This window comes from Thiomicrorhabdus immobilis, from assembly GCF_021654855.1.
GTDB lineage: Bacteria > Pseudomonadota > Gammaproteobacteria > Thiomicrospirales > Thiomicrospiraceae > Thiomicrorhabdus > Thiomicrorhabdus immobilis.
In genome coordinates, this window is sequence record NZ_AP024202.1 from 1,571,279 (window position 1) to 1,589,400 (window position 18,122).

Sequence of the window (18,122 nt, forward strand, 5' to 3'; positions counted from 1 at the left end):
CTATTTATCCTACCCACTTACGTGCATTTCTGAATAGACGCATCCAAGGTGCATCTTCCAACCAGTCATCAGGATGCCATGAGTTTTGTACGGTTCTAAATACACGCTCCGGGTGTGGCATCATGATCGTCACACGCCCATCAGGCGTGGTCAAACCAGTCATACCAGCTTCTGAACCGTTAGGGTTAAATGGATAAGCTTCCGTCGGCTGACCGATGGCATCAACATAACGCAGACCAACCAAACCATCCACATCACTTGCAGAACCCGAACCAAAGTCCATTCGCCCCTCTCCATGAGCAACCGCTACCGGAATTCGAGTCCCTTCCATGCCTTTCAAAAGGATAGAAGGAGATTCTTGAATTTCAACTTGTGAGAAACGGGCTTCAAACTGCTCAGATTCATTACGAACGAATGCAGGCCAACTTTCAGCTCCAGGAATGATGTCTTTTAGATTCGAAAGCATCTGACAACCGTTACAAACCCCTAAAGTGAAGGTATCGTCGCGATTAAAGAACGCTTCAAATTCCGCGCGAGCTGTTTCATTGAATAGGATTGAGTTTGCCCAACCTCTACCCGCACCCAACACATCTCCATAAGAGAATCCACCGCAAGCGACCAGCCCTTTATAGTCTGCAAACTTGACTTCACCCGATAGGACATCCGTCATATGTACATCGATGGCATCAAAACCGGCTTTAGTGAATGCCGCTGCCATCTCTTGCTGCCCGTTTACACCCTGTTCACGCAGGATAGCGACCATTGGTCTTGGCTTACCGGCAAATTCAGCGGTAATATCCTCGTTAATATCAAAGGTGACGACTGGTGAAATCTCGGTGTTTTCACAATTCTGAATCGCATCAAACTCTTGTTTCGCACAGTTCTCATTATCACGCAAAGCCTGCATACGATAAGAGGTTTCCGACCACCAGGCCTGGAGCTTTTTACGTGGCATATCAAGCATGATTTTACCATGCGCAGCAATCTGAACTTGATCATCCGTAGAGGTTGAACCGATCCAGTGTGACATTGAAGATAACGCATATTTATTCAGGATTGCTTCAACCGCTGATTTATCAACACTCTTAACCTGAATTGCAACCCCGACCTCTTCAGCGCATAATGCAGCAATGGCTTCAGAACCAAGAGCGCTAACATCAACGTTCAAACCACAATGACCTGCGAACGCCATCTCTAATAACGTGACCAATAAACCACCATCAGCACGGTCATGATAAGCCAGCATTAAGCCATCTTCCAACATATCTTGTGTGGCATTGAATAGGTTCAACAAATCTTCTGAGTTATCTAAATCTGCAGCAACATCACCAATCTGGTTGTAAACCTGCGCTAAACAGCTTGCTCCAACACGATTCTGTCCTTTACCTAAATCGATAACCAATAATTCAGTTTCACCCAAATCGGTACGTAATTGCGGCGTTACCGTTTTACGCACATCTTGCACAGGTGCAAAAGTCGTGATGTTCAAAGATACCGGAGAGATAACCGCTTTGGATTCATCCCCCTCTTGCCAAACGGTTTTCATCGACATCGAGTCTTTACCGACCGGAACTGCAATCCCCAACTCTGGACACAATTCCAAACCTACCGCTTCAACCGCATCATAAAGCGCGGAATCCTCACCAGGGTGACCCGCTGCAGCCATCCAGTTAGCAGAGATTTTAATATCACTCATTTTTTCAATTTTCGCACAAGCGATATTGGTAATCGCTTCGGCAATCGAAAGGCGTGCAGAAGCCTTAGGGTTAATCAATGCAACAGGAGGACGCTCACCCGAAGCCATAGCTTCACCAGTATAACCATTATAATCCGCACAAGTTACCGCAGCATCGGCCACCGGAACCTGCCAAGGACCGACCATTTGATCTCGCGTTACCATACCCGTAATACTTCTATCACCAATGGTGATTAGGAAGTTTTTGCTGGCGACCGTCGGTAACTTTAACAAACGCTCGGTCACATCATTAAAATCTAAATTGGCGGTTTCAAAACCTGCTTGAGGAATATTACGGGTTTCCGCCGTTCTATGCATTTTAGGTGGTTTACCTAACAACACATTCAAAGGCATATCAACCGGATTATTATCAAATACGGTATCATTTACGATCAACTCTTGTTCCTTAGTCGCTTCACCAACAATCGCGTACAAACAACGCTCACGTTTACAAATCGCTTCAAACTGTTCGATTTTATCCGCATGAACCGCAATGACATAACGCTCTTGAGATTCGTTGCTCCAAATTTCCATTGGTGACATACCAGGTTCGTCATTTGGTACCGAACGCAAATCAATTTTTCCACCTTTACCCGCGTCATTAACCAACTCAGGGAAAGCATTGGAAATACCACCCGCTCCTACATCATGAATCGATGCGATTGGCGTGTCCTCTCCTAAATAAGTACAACGGTCGATAACCTCTTGGGCGCGACGCTCCATTTCTGGGTTCTCACGCTGAACCGAAGCGAAATCCAAAGCCTCAGAACCTGCTCCGGTATCGACAGAAGAAGCCGCACCACCACCAAGACCGATCAACATCGCTGGCCCACCCAGGATAACCAGTTTTGCACCGACAGGGATATCGCCTTTTTGTACATGCTCTTCACGGATACTACCTAAACCACCTGCAAGCATAATCGGCTTGTGGTATCCGCGAATTTCTTCACCTTCATGGGTAACATAGGCATTTTCATAAGTACGGAAATAACCGTTAATTGCCGGACGACCAAACTCATTGTTAAATCCAGCAGCACCCAACGGCCCTTCAATCATAATCTCAAATGGCGTTACGATTCGGGCAGGCTTACCATAATCACGCTCCCAAGGCTGCTTAAAGCCAGGAATATTCAAGTTAGACACGGTGAATCCGGTTAAACCAACCTTAGGTTTGGAGCCTTTACCCGTTGCACCTTCATCACGGATTTCACCACCAGAACCGGTTGCCGCACCTGGCCAAGGTGAAATAGCGGTTGGGTGGTTATGGGTTTCCACCTTAATCTGGAAATGAACATTTTCTTCATTAAATTCATATTGGCGGGTTTGCGGATTCGGGAAGAAACGTGATGCCGGATAGCCTTTAATGACCGCGGCATTATCACTATAGGCCGACAAAACCCCTTCCGGACTCTTCTGATAGGTATTGCGAATCATACCGAACAATGAATTCGGCTTATCTTCACCATCAATAGTCCAATCGGCATTGAAGATTTTATGACGACAATGCTCTGAGTTTGCCTGTGCAAACATCATTAATTCAGCATCCACAGGGTTTCGATTCAACCCTGTAAAAGCGTTGATCAAGTAATCGATTTCATCATCACTTAAGGCCAACCCCATTTCGGCATTAGCATCAACCAAAGCCTGGCGACCACCACCCAAAATATCGACCGTTGAATAAGGTTTTGGCGATTGATGAGAGAACAAACCTTCAAGGGTTTCAAAATCGTAGGAAACCTGTTCAACCATTCGGTCATGCACAACCGCAAGCATAGCGGCTTTATCGTCAGCATTGACACCCTCAAAGGTATAGACTACGCCGCGTTCAATTCTGTGCACACGTCCAATACCGCAAGTATGGGTGATATCGGTCGCTTTTGAAGACCAAGGAGAAATCGTACCCAAACGCGGGGTCACAATACAGCTGTCGGCTGAAAGAGCTGAACTTTTATCTTCTTCAGAATTATTTAACAGCACCTTCAAGTGCGCTAATTCAGTACTGGTTAACTCTCCCTCCAAATCTACAAAGTAGACATATTGAGATTGAACATTTTGAATAGTTCCAACTTCTTTTAACTTAGTTAAAAGTTGATTTAAACGATAAGCTGAATGAGCTGGATTTCCCCAGATAACTTGCATACTTTTGACCCTTACTGCAGAGACCTAAAATTTATTAAGACTCATAAAAAACAAAGCCCTCTTGAAATGAGGGCAAAATAATATGTGATTATTGTGTTAACAATCCAAGACTTTCAAAAACATAACGTCTCTGCTTCTCATTAAGTGGAGAAGAGCCTTCTGGAGCAGAAACGGTAAGAATAACCTTTTCAGTCTCTTTTTCGGATTGGGTTAACTTCAATTTAAGCAGATCCGGCAAGGCTTTTTTACCTGAATCACGCCAAAACGCTAAACTTGAAAGGAAAGAATCATCTTCTTTAACTGATTTAGGAACTTGAACCCATAGTTCATTATGTGAAGCCTTGACCTTGTCAATTGACCAACTTGCACGATAAATCATCGCTTGCAAATAACTCCAACTCTTATCCATACTGGCTCTGAAAGCTAAACCTTCTAACTCTTCACCTTCAACCACTTCAACCATTTGTTCTGTTACTTTTAATTGGGCGAGTGCTTTTTCGCTACTAGATCCAAAGAACACCATGGCTTGATACAACGCTTGAGCTTCCATAACCGGATTATAAGGCTTGATACGCCATTGACGATTTATCTCACGTGCTTCATTGGCATCCGGCGAATAAAGTTCACTATGATTGATATACACTCTAACAACACCTGATGCTGGATCAGTTTCAACACGCGCCGTGTATTTATCATAGACACCATCGGCCAACTCTGGACGCCAGCTATTCAACAGTTTGGTGATTGGACCAACGTCATCCAACGGTACCAATTCGGTACGCGCTTGATAATCGGTTTTCATCACACCAATATCTTTACGCTCCTCAGCTATAGCGAAACCTGTAGAGATGAAAAAACGTTTTAAACTTGACCAAACTTGCTCGCTATTAGTTGACTCTATCTCCATCCAACGCTCAGACAAGTTGTTTTTAATTGCCAGCCCTTTAGCCTTGAAATTCGGAATATAGTCATAGGTATCTTGTTCTGCCAATGCATCTTGCTCTGCTTTTTTCAAAGCTAAAGACATCTCCGTTTGTGGCTTAGCGGGGTTAAATAAATTTGGTGGCATCTCGAGTGTTTTCACCAACTTACCTTCACTATCACGATAACTTCCATCCGAACCAAACATATTTGAAATTGTTGAACAGCCACTTAAACTCAAAGTCGCTAAAGATGTAGTTAACACAAACGTTTTTGCATAAAGACGCATAAAACTTTTACCTTTAATTGGAGACATTATTTTTTTATCTCGATAATATGAAACATGAATTATTTTAGTGTGACGCCAGCCTCTAAAAGAGCTTTACGCACAACCGGCTGACAAGCAGGAGATAATGGAGTAAGAGGTAAACGAAGAGCCCCGCCCATCAATCCCATCTCAGCGACAGCCCACTTCACAGGAATTGGATTAGATTCAATAAAGATATCTCTATGAATGGCTTGTAAAGGTGCATCTAGTTCTCGCGCCTTCTGTTCATCACCTGCCAATGCCGCTGCATACACATCATGCAACTGTTTAGGCACGACGTTAGCGGTTACCGAAATCCCCCCATGACCACCAGCTAAAATAAAATCTACCGCAGTAGCATCATCGCCAGTGTACAAATCAAAATCATCCGGTACACCCGCTTTAATTGTCGCTACACGACTGATATCTCCAGTCGCTTCTTTGATACCAATAATATTTTTCACCTTAGCCAAACGAATCACCGTTTCTGGCAACAAGTCACACGCGGTACGACCAGGAACGTTATACAAAATCTGCGGGATATCGACTGTTTCAGCAATTTTCTTATAATGTTGATATAAGCCTTCTTGAGTTGGCTTATTGTAATAAGGCGTGACTAGCAGGCAAGCATCCGCTCCAGCCTCTTTAGCACATTGAGTCAAAGCGATTGCTTCACTTGTTGAGTTTGCACCGGTTCCGGCAATTACTGGAATACGGCCATTGACCTTTTCAACAACGAAACGAACTACTTCACAATGCTCATCAAAATCCAATGTTGCTGATTCACCGGTTGTACCCATTGCGACAATGGCATCGGTTTCTTCAGCTATATGAAATTCCACCAATTTCTGCAAGGCGTCAAAATCTACAGATTCATCTTCTAACATAGGTGTGACTAATGCCACCATACTGCCTCTAAACACGGTGAAGTTCTCCAATCATTTTACAGTAATATAAAAAGTGTAATATTAACCTTTCCACCCTGACACTTCAACCAAATAATAGCCTTATTCAATTCCTCTTTAAAGCCCTTCTCCAGCTTTCAGCTTTGTTACAAAATTTTCATATTATTTGCGGTTGCTTAGGTTCGTAAAAGTCGGCATACTTAAAGCGTATATTTAGAACTAGGATATTTTAATGAGCATAAAAATTGGTGAAAAACTCCCTCCTTTCTCTGTAGTAGCAACATCAAATAAAACCCTTACCGAAAACGACCTGTTAAACCATTACACCGTCATCTATTTCTACCCAAAAGACAGCACACCTGGATGCACTACCGAAGGGTTAGACTTTACCGCCCTATCACCGGAATTCACTAAATTAAATACACAAATCTACGGCGCATCACTTGACTCAATGAAGCGTCATGACAACTTTATCGCCAAACAAAACTTTAGCTTTGATTTGATCTCAGATCCAGAAGGTGAGTTTTGCGACCTGTTTGGTGTTTACCAGATGAAAAAGAATTTCGGTAAAGAATATATGGGTATCGTTCGTAGCACCTTTATTTTTAACGAATCAGGAGAACTTATCAAAGAGTGGCGCAACGTCAAAGTGAAAGGCCACGCACAAGAAGTACTGGACACTATCAATAGCTTACAAAACAATTAACTAAAGCTTGCAAGGATCTCTGATGACGAATGAATCTAAAAGACTATTTATTCTCGATACCAATGTGCTGATGCATGATCCGATGGCACTCTTCAACTTTGAAGAGCATGACATCTTTTTGTCGATGACGGTTCTTGAAGAACTGGATGCGGGCAAAAAAGGCATGTCCGAAGTGTCACGAAATGTGCGTGAAACAAACCGCTTAATTGACCAAATCATTAGTGATGCAAGCTTTGAAGAGATTAAGGCCGGCCTATCCTTAGAGCGCATCCACCCTAACCCTAGCCAAGACACCCTTCATCTTGGAAAACTGTTTTTTGAAACTGAACCTCTGGCGGTTGACCTACCGGACTACCTACCAAGCCACAAAGCGGACAACCATATCCTGCAAACAGGTCTTGCTTTAAAAGAGAAATACAGCAATCGCAATGTCACCTTGGTAACCAAAGACATCAACATGCGAATCAAGTCTTCCGCAGTAGGCTTGCATTCTGAAGACTATTTTAATGACCGCGTTTTAGAAGATGCTGATCTACTTTATACCGGCTGGGAGCATCTAGAAGATAATTTCTTCGAAACTCATGGTAAAAACATGAAATCCTGGCAGGAAGGCAGTCGCACATTTTATGAACTCGAGATTGATAGCAAATGCAGATGGTTTCCAAACCAAGGACTTATCAGTCAAAACGATGCCGGTTTTAACGCCATTGTCAGAAAAATCGGACACGGTAAAGCCACTTTGGAATACATGGAAGATTTTGAGAACCCTCACCACTCCATCTGGGGAATTAACGCAAGGAATACAGAACAAAACATTGCCCTCAACTACCTAATGGATCCAGAGATTGATTTTGTATCTTTACTCGGAACCGCAGGTACCGGTAAAACATTACTTACCCTAGCCGCAGCTCTCGAACAAACCTTAGATCAAAACATCTATAACGAAATCATCATGACTCGTGCCACCATACCAGTAGGTGAAGACATAGGCTTCTTACCTGGGACTGAAGAAGAAAAAATGACCCCTTGGATGGGTGCGTTAATGGATAATTTGGAAGTCTTAACGGATTCTGATGGTTATACCGACTGGGAAAAGGAGAGTACTCAACAACTTCTCAGCAAACGTATCAAAATAAAATCCATGAACTTCATGCGTGGACGAACGTTCCAGAAAAAATTCATCATCTTAGATGAAGCACAGAACCTAACCCCGAAACAGATGAAAACGTTGATTACTCGTGCCGGGGAAGGAACCAAAGTGGTTTGCCTGGGTAACATTGGTCAGATTGACTCACCTTACCTTACAGAAACCACAACGGGACTGACCTATGTGGTAGACCGCTTCAAACAATGGGAACATAGCGCCCACATCACACTTCAACAAGGTGAAAGATCAAGGCTTGCTGAGTTTGCTTCTGACAACCTTTAAACCTATCTTGTAAAACCATCAAAAACAAAAAAGGCCCTTTCGGGCCTTTTTCATATCTTTGACAACAACCGCTATTCACAAACCGTTATCACCAACTCATATCAAAATCTACTACTTAGAACGGCCTAATGACTGTTCATCATCCGTAGGAATTCTAAAACCAAGCTCTGTAGCTCTTTCACGGCAATAAGTTACCGCAAACTCTAGCAACTCTCCAACCGCTCTATGACGGAACTTATGCTTTTGACGAACATGAGAGAATGGGCGCAGGATAGGTGGATCCAACGGAATCGCTTTCAAAGTTCCAAGACGAAGTTCTTTAGACAGGGTCGTACGGGAAACCACCGCTAAACCAACTTCTGATTCCACCGCCATCTTCACCGCTTCAGGACTACCAAGCTCCATAACCACATTAAGATCGCTGTAGCTAAAACCTTGCTCACGGATATAAGAATCTATTACCGCTCTAGAACCAGAACCCTCTTCACGAGAGATATAGCCAAATTTACGGAAATCTTCAACCGTCACCTTATCGCGTTTTGCCAAAGGGTGATCTAAAGGACAAATTAGCTGCATTTCATCAATACGACAAACATCAACTTCCAAGTTCTTGTTTTGGACAGGCGCTTCTACCAAACCAAGGTCAATCATATTATTCTCGACCATGGATACAATCGCATCAGTATTACCAACCTGAAGACGAATGTTTACATCTTGAAATTGTTTTTTAAATGCACCCAGCAAACTCGGCAACATATATTCAGCAATAGTGGTACTTGCACCAATAACCAACGTACCCGTTACTTCACCAGTCAATTCACGAACTTCACTATTCATCTTTTCATAATGTTCAAGAATTTGATCTGCGTAGTCATAAACCACTTTACCAGCTTCTGTTAAGGTAATCTTGTTATGAGTACGGTCAAAAAGACGAGTATTAAAGAAGTCTTCTAATTGTTTAACCTGGAAAGTCACCGCCGGCTGAGTCATATGAAGGGTTTCTGCTGCTTTAGTGAAACTCATTACCTTTGCAACAGTGTGGAACACCTGAAGACATCTATCTGCCATCCGTTATTTCCTTTATGGACTATAAATTTATTTTGGTGCAGTGAATATAGGACTTTACCCCCTAAAAGTCAAATAACTTAATTGCACTATAAGTCATTTTTGTTCTTTTCATTACTTTATAGGTAAAACCACTTACCAATTAAGACTTAAAATTAAATAAAATCCAACCCCATCAAAGGATCAAGATTCATTCTTTTCATCAACATCACTGGAAACGGTTTGCTGATGTAACAACTTTATTTCACGACGCAACTGTTCGATTTCAGCACTCATATGAACAATTATCCGGTCGACATGCTCGTCATTTAAGGTCTGCTGTTCGGCCAATCTTTTCTCAGTCGCCTTCATATAAGAAAGGATATCGTCTTCAACTTTTCTTTGGTCCGAACCAATCAGAAACGCCGAAATATTTGCCGTGACCAGTGAGAAGAAAACCACGCCGAATAAAATCAGCATCACACCAAAAATTCTACCGGCATCTGAAACCGGTACTACATCACCGTAGCCTACCGTGGTGATAGTAACCAGCGCATACCAAATCCCATCCCAAATCTTTCTATCTTCAATATAAGCAAATAATGCCCCTGCTCCAATAATAATAAAAGCGAAAATAGATAAGATTTGACCAAAACGATTGCGCCCTAAAACGGTAATGACGTCTTTAAAAAACCCGTTAAAAAACCGTATGAAAAGCACGAGACGAAGAGAACGAACAATAACCGCCCAATCATTACCCCAATCAATGGCTGGAAAGGCAATCAATACAATCAGGACATTTAGCCAGTTTTCTTTTAGGTAACGTAATCTATTCTCCACATTGTATAAATTAACAACCAACTCGAGTAAAAACACCAACCAAATCGCACTGGTTATCCAATCTGTTTTGACAACACCTTCATTGTAAAAAGTCAGCAAGCGTGCAAACACCACTAAAAGCGCGATTAAAACCAAAAACTCAAAAACACGCCCAATCTGCCGCGCCTTAACGCTCTCAGCCGCATTGACGCCAGCCACACCTAAAAAAGCGTTTATTCTGTGTGTATTAATGATCATTAAACCCTACTCAAATCCAGAAACAATTGCCAAGCTTTAAACCAACCTTAAAACCAACTTAATTCTTCACCAGCGTTTTAGCCAGCTTAGGCAGAGCTTCACGACCATTGAGCGCCTGCCCCATCAACCAGTTTTTCACCCATGTCAACTTGTTCGCCAAAGGTAAAAGAGGTTTACGAATGATCGCCTTCAGAGAAGCGTCTTGTTTGAAAAGCCAATCAAAACCTTCCATAGATCTTTGTACTAAAGCGTTGTCGCCACGACGCCAACGCTCATACTTCCTCAAAACCGAAAAACTTCCCCAAGCCTTATCAGCCTGCTTGGCGTTTAGCACCGTTTCAACCAAAGCGGCGGCATCCAACAAACCTAGATTAACCCCTTGACCGGCTTGAGGATGAATCGTATGTGCCGCATCCCCCACCAAGGCTAAATTTGGCTTAACATAGTGCTCGGCATGCCTTCTTACTAAAGGAAATGCACCACGTTCGGCAACCTCAACCACCTGGCCTAATCGGTAATCAGAGGCTTTAGCTATTTCTTTAGCGAACTCTTCATCAGATAAATTTAACGCCCACTGCTGTTTATCCGTCGGTAAATACCAGGCGATTGAACTCACATTATTCCCCATCGACAAGTATGCAAACGGGCCGTTACTTGTATAACGCTGCCAACAAGTATCTTGATGGGAAAGTTCGGTTTTAACACAACCTACAACCGCACTTTGCTCATAATCATGGGTATCTAAACCGATATTCGCTAACTGTCTTATTTTAGAGAATGCGCCGTCAGCCCCTACCACTAACTGTGTTTTCAGAATCCCAATACCCTCTATCGATAACCAGGCCTGGTCATCTTCAAACGCCAACCCTTCTATTTTCGAATCAACCAATGTCGTAATGTTTTCACAGGCGATGGCTTGCTCCCATAAGGCCGCCTGAATGACATTGTTTTCAACCGTATACCCTAAATTCGGCTCCTGCATATCTTGGGCGGAAAAATGAACTTCACCAGGCGTAATTTCATCCCAAACATGCATTGCAACAAAAGGATGTAAACGCCGATCTTCAATCCCTTGCCAAGCACCAAGATTCTTAAGGATTTTTTCTGAAGCTCTGGTTAAGGCGCTGACCCGAACCTGGTAAGGAGAATCTGCTTGCCAGGAAATATCGACTGCTTGTTTTTCCAGCAGAAGAACCCGCATCCCATTTTGAGCCAAACCTAAAGCAGTGGCGGATCCGACCATTCCACCACCGACAACAATCACATCCCAAATGGTGTTCGTTAAATTGGCGTTACTCATGCACGACTCCCTCGCATAGCAAACTTTGAAAAACGGCGCTTCACACCTGGCATGGCTTGCATCGCCATCAGTCCAAGACCTCGTAAATGCCCGACCAAAGGTGAGGTATGTTGGAATATTTGAATCAAGCTATCCGTCAATCCCATGACCTTTTGATGGTCAGGCTCACGACTTTTGGCATATTCATGTAACCAGGCCTGGTCACCTAAATCAGTCGTCGTATCGTTATTTTTCAAAAATACTTCTATATCCCTAATCCCTAAATTTAAACCTTGCGCAGCAACCGGATGCTGGGTGTGGGAAGCATTGCCCATCAATACAGCTCGACCTTTAGTCATTTGCGGCACATAAGTTTCTTTAAGTGGATAGACAATTCTCGGACTCACTTTGGTAAATCGTCCCAAACGCTCGCCCATCTTGGCGGCAAACAAATCCATATATTCGACATCATTCAAAGCTTTAATCGCATCAACTTCTTCAGAAGAACACACCATAACCGCCTTATGCGCATGGCCATGCATCGGTAGCAACGCAACCGGGCCATCCTGCGTAAAACGCTCATAGGCCCAACCATGCGGATGCTGCTCGGTTTCAATCTGAGCCAGCACCCCAAAGGCATCATAGGACTTTTCTTCGATGGGTAATTCCAGAATCTCACGCACTTTCGATTGTGTGCCATCGGCACCCACAATCAATTGCGCATGGATGGTCTGCATCCCCCCTTTTGATTCCCCTTCCAAAGAGACTTCAACCTTTACGCCTGTTGCAAACTCGGTAAAGCTTTCCAATTGCGCGGGACACAATAAGCTAAGGTTATTCTCTTGCTCGGCAATACCCCAAAGAACCTGCCCCAAATCACTCGACTGCACACTAAAGCCTAAAGCATCGACATCCACCTCTTCCGCATGCAAAGTAGTAATACCTAAATAGCCTTTTTGGGAAACGTGGATATGTTCTATCGCTGTGGTATAGGGTTTCAGTTGAGACCAAACACCGATTTGCTCTAGAAAGCTTTGCGATCCCTTTGAGAGAGCCAGTACACGACCATCAAATGAGTTTTGCACACTCTCAAGCTGATTCGTTTTAGGGGCAAAACGTTCTGCGATGACCACCTTTTTACCCAAACGAGATAAACCGATTGCCAGCATCAAACCGACAGGCCCACCACCGGAGATAAATACATCACAAGAAAGATCATCGTTCAGCTTATCGATATTTGGTTTTGCCGTTGTCATGGTTAAAAAATACTCTTTATGAATTTATTAAGGTTTGTAAAATGACCAAACTTTCGATGCGGTCATCTCATCACAAACAAGAGGAGCCTACTTAATCAACGATGTGTAGCCATCCAAGACTCAATCTCTGCAACCGTTCTAGGCAAGCCAAACGTTAAGACCTCATTACCGTTTTCGGTTACCAAAACATCATCCTCAATTCTTATGCCGATATTATGCCATTTTGCATCAACATCCCGATGTTCAGCCGAAATATACAAGCCAGGCTCGACGGTCACCACCATACCTGGCTCAAAATCACGCCATTGTTGGTTGATTTTATACTCACCGACATCATGCACATCCATACCCAACCAGTGCCCGGTACCGTGCATAAAAAACGCTTTGTAAGCTTCAGCAGCAATCAATTCATCCACCGAACCCTGCAAAATCCCCAACTCAACCAAGCCGGTAGTCAAAACCTTTAAAGTCGCTTGATGCGCTGAATCATAAGAGACACCGGGTTTAATCACTTTTATTGCGGCTTGTTGAGCCTTGAGCACCAACGAATACAGACTGGCCTGTTCATCAGAAAAGGTTCCGCTGGCGGGAAATGTGGTTGTAATATCTCCAGCGTAACCGTCCACTTCCGCGCCAGCATCAACCAGCACCAAAGCATTTCTGTCAATTTTGCTGCGGTTTTCCGTGTAATGCAGGATACAAGCATTCTCTGCAGAGGCCACTATAGAATTGAAAGCAACCCGCGGTGAGCCTTGTTGCATAAATTCAGCCTCTAAAGCGGCTTGTACCTGATACTCATAATCAGAGGATAAAACAGCTCGCATGGCCGCCAAATGACCTTTGACAGAAATCTGAGCGGCACGACGCATACGCTTAATTTCTTCTGCCGATTTGAACACTCGCATCTCATGCAACAGTTTATCCAAATCCCTAATTTGAGATGGTGCGGAGATTCCTTTACGCACCTTTTGTTTCAACTGGGCAATCCAACTATTTATGGATTCACTCCATTGAGGTAGATGTGCAAAACTCACAAAAACAGAATCGATGTTCTCTAATAAGACCACCGCTTGTTCGTCTAATTCCTCAATTGACCAGGCCTGGTCAACCTGTAACGTTTTACATGCCGATTCCACCCCTAAACGCCTTCCCTGCCAAGTTTCTTGCTCAGGGTCTTTAGGTCGCAAGAACAACGCCGCTCGATTCTGCTGCTGTTTTATTAAAAACAGAACCGAATCGGGTTCACTGAAGCCCGTTAAATAAAAAAAATCACTCTCAGCTCTAAAGGCAAATTCGACATCGCGGTTGCGAATATGCTCCTCACCCGAAGCGATGATAGCCAGGCTATTATCTGGCAGTTGATTAAAGAGTTTGTCTCGGTTCTTAGAGTAAAATGAACTCATCAATTTCTCGTTTCAATATTCGTCTAAAGGGATTAAAAATCAGTGCAAGGTATCCGTTTCTGGCGAGGCATCCATAATAGGAGGCGCTTGAGTAGGGTTAAGCTCTTCGTTGATCGTCAAAATCCCCACTCGCACAAATTCAACCAACTCCATAAAATCGGACTCTTCAACATCCGTTAAAGATTCAGAATCACTTAAATCGCCGATATCAATACGTGCAATTTGTCCCAAATCTTCAACCAACTCTTGAACTTCACGCGGAATCTCCCTTTCAGCGTCATTTAAAGCGCCAATCAAACCTAAACCGTACAGAATCCCTTCGCATAGCTGACCCAACATAGCCGCCCTAAACACCAAAGATTCACTGTCATCCGGAATGCATAAATTCAGCTCAAAACCGGAACCGTTCATTCCCTTATTGGTTTCTTGAAAAACCTCATCTAAAACCTTTAAAAACGACTCTTTTACCGATTTGATTTGAGCCTCTTCAATCAACTTTTTCACCCAAACGGCTTCTTGGATATCATTGTCGCCACAGAGCAGCCCAATTAACATTCCTTGAATAAAAGCGGGTGATTCCAATTCCGGAAAAGGCGCAATCGCCTCATTGACTTGTTCAAAATCCATTACAACTATCTCTTGTTAAACGTGTATGATTGGGGAATAATATCACAATTGAAATGGATACTGCCGAATCAAGCTCGGCTCTTGATTGAAGATAAATTATTTTCGCTGAAAATTCATTCAAACTTCATAAAGACGACTTAAAAAACTTTAAGAAACAACTCAAGACCAGGAGTACCACTGTGCTAACGCTAACCTTAATGAATCACACGTTTGAAATTCCCTGTGAAGCCCATGAGCGTGACAAGTTAATAGAAGCGGCCACCCTGCTTGAAGACAAGCTTGATCAACTTCCTGGTTTAAAAGGTGAAAGCAAAGTTTTGATGGTTGCACTCAACCTCTGTTTTGACTACCTTCAACTAAAAGACGACACCACACAATACAGCCTTCGCCTAGAAGACCAACTTGATAATGTGATCAATCAAGTTGCAAATGAAGCCTCTACAGAAAACACAACAAACTAAACCCGCCCCACCTAAACAACCTTAAGCTATTACTCTAAACCACTAAGCAGTATCACTACTTTAGTGTGTTTTTTAGCTTTATTTATTAAAAAAATTGATCAAAAAACCTCAACTCATTGCATTTTCTCGAGCAGCCTTTTGTTATAATGAAGTCGGCACATGGTTACCAGGCATAAACCCCGTTCCGATAATTACAATATTGGGGTCAGATACTTGAAATGGTGCGCATCTCGTTAGCTTTGCTAACCCGAGAAGCCTAAATTTCTTGAGGAGACTGCCACCTGGACTCTCTCGGTCTAGGGCTTTTAGTCTGGTAGCTTGTGCTCCTTATTATTTGCGAGGCGAACAAATAGCCAAACTCAAGGGTTTAAATCAAGCATGACACCTTCCGAAATTCGCAAACATCTCCGTGTACAACGCAACAATCTCAGCAATTCAGATCAAACCTTACACGCAAAACAAGCTTTCAACCATTTCAAGCAGCTGCTTCAAACAGAAACTGCTTTTCAAACCCCACAAAAAATCGCATTATTTTTGTCGCAAGATGGCGAATTGAGCACTCAAGAAACCATTGAATATCTTTGGCAAAAAACACATCATCAAGTCTATCTTCCTGTATTAGAAACACGTGACGAATGGCATATGGCATTTGTGCACTACACCGCACAAAGCACCATGATAAAAAATCAATTTGGTATTTTAGAACCGGCCGCACCTCATGAAGACCATTTGAGCGGTGAAAAAATAGACTGGGTGTTCATGCCATTAGTCGGTTTTGATTTAAAAGGAAATCGTCTTGGCATGGGCGGTGGATACTATGATCGAACCTTTGCCTTCAAGCTGAATAACCCAATAGAAACAACAAAGCTTATTGGTTGGGCGCATCAGTGTCAACAAGTTGAAAACCTACCTGCAGAAGATTGGGATGTGCCACTTGATGGCATTTTGACAGAACAAGGGTATCGCGAATTCTAATCATCCATCTTCAGTGGAGACTTTCTTCTCCCGTCAGATAAAGAGCCTAATTCAATCAAGAGCTTTTACGCATACCGACAAATACTTCAAATACCAAAAAGGCGCTTAAAAGCGCCTTTTTAACAATCAATGTATTATTTAAACAGTTCAAAGTCCGGCAACCAACTTCTCAGAAACAGGTATTTTCAACTTCTTACCGACATAAAGTGAATTGGCATTTTTAATACCATTTAACTTCTTAAGCGTTTGCGTCGAAACCTCATAATTCTCTGCAATCTGTGAAAGGGTATCACCTCTTTGTACTTTGTACTGCACATAAAGCGTTTCGCCCCAACGAGGTTTTTTCGTATTCTGTTCAACATACTTAGCCAACCCATCCACTATGGCACTCGCCATTTTAGTCTGGAATTTCCGGCTCATTAGATTACGCGCTTCATGAGGATTTGAAATAAAGGCCGTTTCAATCAATAACGATGGCATATCAATCGACTTCAATACAGCAAAACCAGCTGACTGTACCGAATGTTTATGCATTTTGACTTTTTTCTGCATTTCACCCAAAACCGTTTTAGCCAGTTTACGACTCTCCTTAACGGTTGCAGCTCGAGATAAATCACTCAAAGCAAACGCAACATCGTCATCCAAACCTTTCAAGCTAACCTCATCCAAAGATGCATTTTCACTTCTTGCCAGAAGTTTAGCCATAGTACTACTCGCACCACGCTCAGAAAGGATATAAACCGAACCCCCTCTTACCGAGTTATCATGAAACGCATCCGCATGAATCGAGATAAAAAGATCCGCATCTTTCTCTTTGGCAATCTGCACACGCTGCGATAAAGGAATAAAAACATCTTTATCACGTGTTAATACCGCGTGCATACCTGGCTGACGATCGATAATCTCTTTTAACGCCTTAGCCATATTCAGAGTGGCCTCTTTCTCGTAGATATGATTATGGCCTATCGCACCGGTATCCTTACCACCATGCCCTGCATCGATAGCCACGACAAAATCATGTTTCACTGCAAAAACGGAACTCTCTTGGTCCAATAAACTTTGTGTCGCTTTGTTGGCTGTTGAGTTTTTATCTTCCGATGCTTTACTCAACTGCACCAATGGCGTTACTTTACTAGACTCTTTAACCAGTGATTTAGCCACAGTCGTTTTATGCTCTAGGGTTTTTCTCTCGGCTGTATTGCCACTAGCCTGTTGGCTGGCGACGTTTTTTTCTACAGCAGGTTTTGCATTGACAAGCTGTTTTTTCGACTCTTTTACCACAGTTTCTGGTTTAGATAGAGACAGACTCTTAGAGGAAGGTTTTTTAGCCATCGTTGCAGGCTTATCGGTGATATCCAACACAAGACGTTGGTTACCCTTGGTATTAAGAATAAAGGTTTTATAACTAGGGGTTTTATGGAGATCTAAAACAACACGTACACGTTTAGAGTTGTCGGAAACACGAATTTTGAATAAGCGGGAATCGGTGATATGTTTGCTTTTAAAGGAAAGTCCATTTTTTGCATCCGTGAAATCGACAACCAATCTTGAAGGGTTGCTCAATTCAACAATCTTATAATCCTGATAATCCTGAGTTTGCTTTAAGTCAAAAACAACCCGAGTTTTATCGGCAGCCTGCCCGATGCGCATACTAGACAACTGCCCATTTGCAAATACCGTTTCCATCCAAAGCAGTAATAGAACACCCAAGGTTGCAGAGATTGTTTTACGAGTTAAATCTAGCGATTTCATTAGGTTAGCCTTTAATAACGTTTTTTATAACTTTACTTTCGCTTACTTTATTACCAAAAACCGTGCCAAATAAAACGTCAATTTAACGTCAACTCAAAGTTAAACG

At 42.8% G+C, this 18,122-nt stretch carries 14 protein-coding genes; 4 read left to right on the forward strand and 10 right to left on the reverse strand.

Annotation, left to right across the window (positions count from 1 at the left end; all coding sequences use genetic code 11):
* Positions 1–4 precede the first annotated feature (4 nt).
* The 3 genes from purL to dapA all read right to left on the reverse strand — a co-directional run bounded on the left by purL (position 5) and on the right by dapA (position 6,025).
* Positions 5–3,874 (reverse strand): phosphoribosylformylglycinamidine synthase, encoded by a 3,870-nt coding sequence (gene purL / locus L6421_RS07170; RefSeq protein ID WP_237260892.1) that lies wholly within the window; start codon positions 3,872–3,874, stop codon positions 5–7.
* An 88-nt stretch (positions 3,875–3,962) separates the two neighbouring features.
* Complete coding sequence (locus L6421_RS07175) at positions 3,963–5,111, reverse strand: outer membrane protein assembly factor BamC (RefSeq protein ID WP_237260894.1); 1,149 nt, start codon at positions 5,109–5,111, stop codon at positions 3,963–3,965.
* A 32-nt stretch (positions 5,112–5,143) separates the two neighbouring features.
* The gene (gene dapA, locus L6421_RS07180; protein WP_311195272.1) at positions 5,144–6,025 is read right to left on the reverse strand and encodes a 4-hydroxy-tetrahydrodipicolinate synthase; all 882 of its coding nucleotides are present in this window, start codon (positions 6,023–6,025) and stop codon (positions 5,144–5,146) included.
* A gap of 214 nt (positions 6,026–6,239) precedes the next feature.
* On the opposite strand from dapA, the gene L6421_RS07185 reads away from it, so the two are divergent.
* The gene (locus L6421_RS07185) at positions 6,240–6,713 is read left to right on the forward strand and encodes a peroxiredoxin (protein ID WP_237260898.1); all 474 of its coding nucleotides are present in this window, start codon (positions 6,240–6,242) and stop codon (positions 6,711–6,713) included.
* 22 nt (positions 6,714–6,735) lie between these two features.
* On the forward strand, positions 6,736–8,142 hold the full coding sequence (locus L6421_RS07190; protein WP_237260900.1) for a PhoH family protein: 1,407 nt from the start codon (positions 6,736–6,738) through the stop codon (positions 8,140–8,142).
* A 111-nt stretch (positions 8,143–8,253) separates the two neighbouring features.
* Here L6421_RS07190 and L6421_RS07195 read toward each other — a convergent pair whose 3' ends face one another.
* The 6 genes from L6421_RS07195 to L6421_RS07220 form a co-directional block, all read right to left on the reverse strand.
* On the reverse strand, positions 8,254–9,210 hold the full coding sequence (locus L6421_RS07195) for a LysR family transcriptional regulator (RefSeq protein ID WP_237260902.1): 957 nt from the start codon (positions 9,208–9,210) through the stop codon (positions 8,254–8,256).
* Positions 9,211–9,390: 180 nt separating this feature from the next.
* Positions 9,391–10,263, reverse strand: coding sequence for a potassium channel family protein (locus L6421_RS07200; RefSeq protein ID WP_237260904.1), 873 nt, complete (start codon positions 10,261–10,263; stop codon positions 9,391–9,393).
* A gap of 58 nt (positions 10,264–10,321) precedes the next feature.
* On the reverse strand, positions 10,322–11,563 hold the full coding sequence (locus L6421_RS07205) for a UbiH/UbiF/VisC/COQ6 family ubiquinone biosynthesis hydroxylase (protein ID WP_237260905.1): 1,242 nt from the start codon (positions 11,561–11,563) through the stop codon (positions 10,322–10,324).
* Complete coding sequence (locus L6421_RS07210; protein ID WP_237260907.1) at positions 11,560–12,798, reverse strand: FAD-dependent monooxygenase; 1,239 nt, start codon at positions 12,796–12,798, stop codon at positions 11,560–11,562. Before L6421_RS07210 ends, L6421_RS07205 begins: the two co-directional genes overlap by 4 nt.
* A gap of 95 nt (positions 12,799–12,893) precedes the next feature.
* A complete protein-coding gene (locus L6421_RS07215; protein WP_237260909.1) occupies positions 12,894–14,201 on the reverse strand; it encodes an aminopeptidase P N-terminal domain-containing protein in 1,308 nt (435 codons plus the stop codon).
* Positions 14,202–14,240: 39 nt separating this feature from the next.
* A complete protein-coding gene (locus L6421_RS07220; protein WP_237260911.1) occupies positions 14,241–14,828 on the reverse strand; it encodes a UPF0149 family protein in 588 nt (195 codons plus the stop codon).
* Between the two features lie 197 nt (positions 14,829–15,025).
* Between L6421_RS07220 and L6421_RS07225 the strand changes: the two genes are divergently transcribed.
* Positions 15,026–15,289 (forward strand): cell division protein ZapA, encoded by a 264-nt coding sequence (locus L6421_RS07225; RefSeq protein ID WP_237260912.1) that lies wholly within the window; start codon positions 15,026–15,028, stop codon positions 15,287–15,289.
* Positions 15,290–15,667: 378 nt separating this feature from the next.
* Positions 15,668–16,264: a 5-formyltetrahydrofolate cyclo-ligase gene (locus L6421_RS07230; protein WP_237260913.1), complete on the forward strand. Its 597-nt coding sequence runs from the start codon at positions 15,668–15,670 to the stop codon at positions 16,262–16,264.
* A 147-nt stretch (positions 16,265–16,411) separates the two neighbouring features.
* Here the strand turns inward: L6421_RS07230 and L6421_RS07235 are convergent, their stop codons facing one another.
* A complete protein-coding gene (locus tag L6421_RS07235; protein ID WP_237260914.1) occupies positions 16,412–18,016 on the reverse strand; it encodes an N-acetylmuramoyl-L-alanine amidase in 1,605 nt (534 codons plus the stop codon).
* Between the last annotated feature and the right edge of the window lie 106 nt (positions 18,017–18,122).